Origin of the sequence: Sporomusa sp. (genome assembly GCF_035561255.1) — a bacterium.
GTDB lineage: Bacteria > Bacillota > Negativicutes > Sporomusales > Sporomusaceae > Sporomusa.
In genome coordinates this window covers 1-3,518 of record NZ_DATMXX010000242.1, presented here as the reverse complement: position 1 = coordinate 3,518, position 3,518 = coordinate 1, and the positions used below count along the sequence as shown (strand labels likewise).

Annotated in this window: 4 protein-coding genes; all 4 read left to right on the top strand. The window is 43.3% G+C overall.

Annotated elements, in window-relative coordinates:
- Window positions 1-111 precede the first annotated feature (111 nt).
- A complete protein-coding gene (locus VN379_RS13595; RefSeq protein WP_325534697.1) occupies window positions 112-810 on the top strand; it encodes a response regulator transcription factor in 699 nt (232 codons plus the stop codon).
- Window positions 803-1,903 carry a sensor histidine kinase gene (locus VN379_RS13590; protein WP_325534695.1) on the top strand — a complete coding sequence of 367 codons (1,101 nt, stop codon included), beginning with the start codon at window positions 803-805 and terminating at the stop codon, window positions 1,901-1,903. The genes VN379_RS13595 and VN379_RS13590 overlap by 8 nt, the downstream gene beginning before the upstream one ends.
- Before the next feature lie 196 nt (window positions 1,904-2,099).
- Window positions 2,100-2,387, top strand: a complete 288-nt coding sequence (locus VN379_RS13585; protein WP_325534693.1) for an SHOCT domain-containing protein — start codon at window positions 2,100-2,102, stop codon at window positions 2,385-2,387.
- A gap of 706 nt (window positions 2,388-3,093) precedes the next feature.
- Window positions 3,094-3,273, top strand: coding sequence for a hypothetical protein (locus tag VN379_RS13580; RefSeq protein ID WP_325534691.1), 180 nt, complete (start codon window positions 3,094-3,096; stop codon window positions 3,271-3,273).
- The last annotated feature ends 245 nt before the right edge of the window (window positions 3,274-3,518 follow it).

The following is a 3,518-nucleotide window of genomic DNA, read 5'->3' as shown; positions in this document are numbered from 1 at the left end:
TATTAAAAGTGTATACTGGTGTTAATCAAGGTAAACTTGGGCAATTACTAAACCATATTTTACGTTACAGTATATGGCCACAAGGAGATAGAGCGAATGAGGAGGTATAAAATGGTACAAAATTCAGTGTTACTTGTGGATGATGATGCCAAACTGGTAAAGTTGTTAAAGATATATTTTGAGAAGGACGGGTTTATCGCCTATACTGCGGCAGATGGCATTGATGCATTAATGGCTGTGCGCGAACACAAGCCGGACATTATGGTGCTTGACCTGATGATGCCTGGTATTGACGGTTGGGAAGTATGCCGGCGGTTGCGCAAAGATAATGATATTCCGATTATTATGCTTACCGCCCGCGATGAAGAAAGCGACCGGCTGGTCGGCCTGGAAATTGGCGCCGATGACTATGTCATTAAACCCTTTAGTTCCAAAGAGGTGGTGGCTCGTGCCAAAGCAATTTTGCGGCGTACCAATAGGGCTGTCTTGCGCAAAGTGACGATAAAAACTGGCGGTTTGACGATTGATATGAATTCGTATCAGGTAAGCCGGGACGGTGAAGCGGTAGTGCTAACACCCACCGAATTTAAGATAGTAGAACTGCTGGCTACGAACCCGGGAAAGGTATATAGCCGCCTCCAAATCGCCGAACAAGTCCATGGTTACACGTTCGAAGGGTACGAACGGACTATTGATGCCCATATTAAGAACTTGCGGCGCAAGTTGGAGATCAACCCAAAAGAACCGGTATATATTCAGACTGTCTATGGGATGGGTTATAAATTAGCCGGGGTGGCCAAGAATGAATAGTATTGTCTATCGGATAACCGGCCTCATGTTTTTGTTTGTGGCCTTTACCGTGGTACTGCTTATTTATCTTGCCGATTATCAAATGAACCAGCTGTTTCGGGAATATTTAGTACTTATGGGGCGTGGCGGCATGATACACCATGGACAAGCTGAATTGACATTTTTAGCCTCTGTCCATAGGTCACTAAACTGGGTCGGGGCTATACTCATTGTGCTAGGGCTAATGGCAAGCTATTCCTTAGCACGCAGTATCACCGTACCATTACGGAGACTTAGTATCGCTGCCGAGGCTATTGAGCAGGGGGATTTGGAGCAACGGGTACCCGTTTCCTCGAAAGATGAGGTGGGACATTTAGCCAGAATCTTTAACCGGATGGCCACAACCCTCGAAAGCAACATGAAGTTAAGGCAGCAGTTATTGGCCAATATTGCTCACGAATTACGCACTCCTATTGCTATTATAAAAGGGCATCTGGAAGGCATGTTAGATGATGTGATTGATTTAAATAAAGTAGAGGTGGCGTCACTGCATGAGGAAACGGTGCGTCTAAATCGCCTCATCACCGACCTCAAAGACTTGTCCTTGGCTGAAGTGGGGCAGCTTTCCCTGGATAAGCAGCCAACTAACATCAACCATCTGATACGCCGGACAATTCAACTCATGAAAACAACGATAGACGAAAAGAAAATGGCTGTCGAGTGCAATTTAATTGAAAAAATGCCAGAGATTAACGTCGATCCTGACCGAATTAGTCAAGTCTTCAGCAATATCTTTGTCAACGCGCTCCGGTATACCCCGGATAGCGGCAAAGTGTTGGTAACAACAGAGTTAGAGAAAAATCAAGGACAGCAATGGGTAAAGATTGCTGTCAGTGATAACGGCCCAGGCATTGCGCCTGACGTTATTCCCCACATTTTTGACCATTTTTACCGGGGAGAAAAATCTCGGGACCGGAAAAGCGGTGGCACCGGTCTGGGACTGGCGATTGTGAAACAATTGGTGGAATTCCACGGTGGTAAAGTTATCGTTGATAGTGGCCAGGGAACGGGAACTACTTTTTTTGTATATCTACCTTATAGTACTGATCGGTAACGACTCAGCGCGGAAACAATATTATGGAAATTGTTATTTCAGCTTTGTGCATTTTGCGAGGGTGAAGTGCAACAGTTTCTGAGAATTCATAGGATATTCATAAATATTTGCTATACTCTATATATAAGGCTTCCGTTACTTTTGGAAGAGTGGAGGGGTAAGACGGGGGCATACAATTGTTAAGGAGGTGTAATGTATGGGTAATGGTATGATGGGTTACGCTGGGCAGGGCTACGGTTATGGCAGTTCACTGTTTGGCGGATTCTCCCATAGCGTGTTTAGCCTGCTTTATTGGGTATTGCTTTTGGCTGGGCTATACTTTCTAGTGCGGTGGCTAATCGAAGCTGTTTCAGGCAAATCTGCCTGCCTGGTTTCGGCAACGCCTGTTGCATCTATCTCCGCGCTCGAAATACTGAAACAGCGTTATGCTCGCGGCGAAATCAGTCGTGAAGAATTTGAACGTATAAAACAAGAGTTGGCTTAACTGCAGAAATATAGCCATAAAGACAGCGTCCTTACAGGCGCTGTTTTTTTATAGCTATAATAGATAAAGTAAATAGGGGAATGGTATAATAAAATAAAGGGAGGTTTTACCATTCTTAGTATGTTTAATTCGTTTACTAATACTTGGCTTCAAAAGGCGGCTTACTTTTTGGTGGGGGCTTTACTTGTAGCTGCTATACTTGACGCCATTACTCCCAGCTATGGTATGTACGAAACCGGATATGGTGTTATACCATCAGGCCCTATATCTGTTATGGATACTACCGGCTCAGGTTGGAGTTGTTCTGGCATATGAGAATGCATAGCCAGTATATGCGGGGATATTCTGTGCCAATGTACAACACATATATCAGGCAATACTGATTGAAATCCTGGTCACTGTGGAGTTGCAGCTCTGCGGTGACCCTTTCTTTTTGTTTTGCTGCTTTTACTGTATTCAAGACCAGGTTGACAGTTTGCTCTGTCCCAGTCCGATACGACACTATCCAGTTATCCCATAGATCGGTAAAAGTGGAACGTTGCCTGCCTTTATCGGGCTATAACTTCGAATAAAAGGATGCAAAACCACAAAATATTCATAGCTAATTCATAACTTATTCACATTTTTATGGTAATATTTATATAAGTAAATGGTGGGTGCTTACGATAAGCCCTATATATCATTTTCAAAAAGGGGATGGGATTGTATGAATAAGAGGGTATCTAAGTTGGTAGTGGCTTTAATGCTGGGAGCATTTGTAGCGACCTCCGGAATGGTTTCAACGATTGTGCTCGCTGAGCAAACTAATACTCAGCAAAATGAGCGGCAAGTACCGCCGTCTGCCGATAGCAATAATCAGTCAAATGAGCATAGCGGTCACCACTAAATCCCAGTAATGGGAACACAGTGGACAAGACGAAACCTTTTGTCACAAAATAAAGGGTTTCGTTTTGTATATTCTTTCTAAGAGAATATTCATTAGTTATTCATTTTTGTTTGATATACTAAATACATCCTCAGTAACTGATAATTGATTTGCTTTTCTAAACTAGAGCAGCTTGCCGGGAATTTCTCCCGGCTATTTTTTGCGTAAAAATGGTAATACTTTTTTTATTACGTAGGGTTATCTTC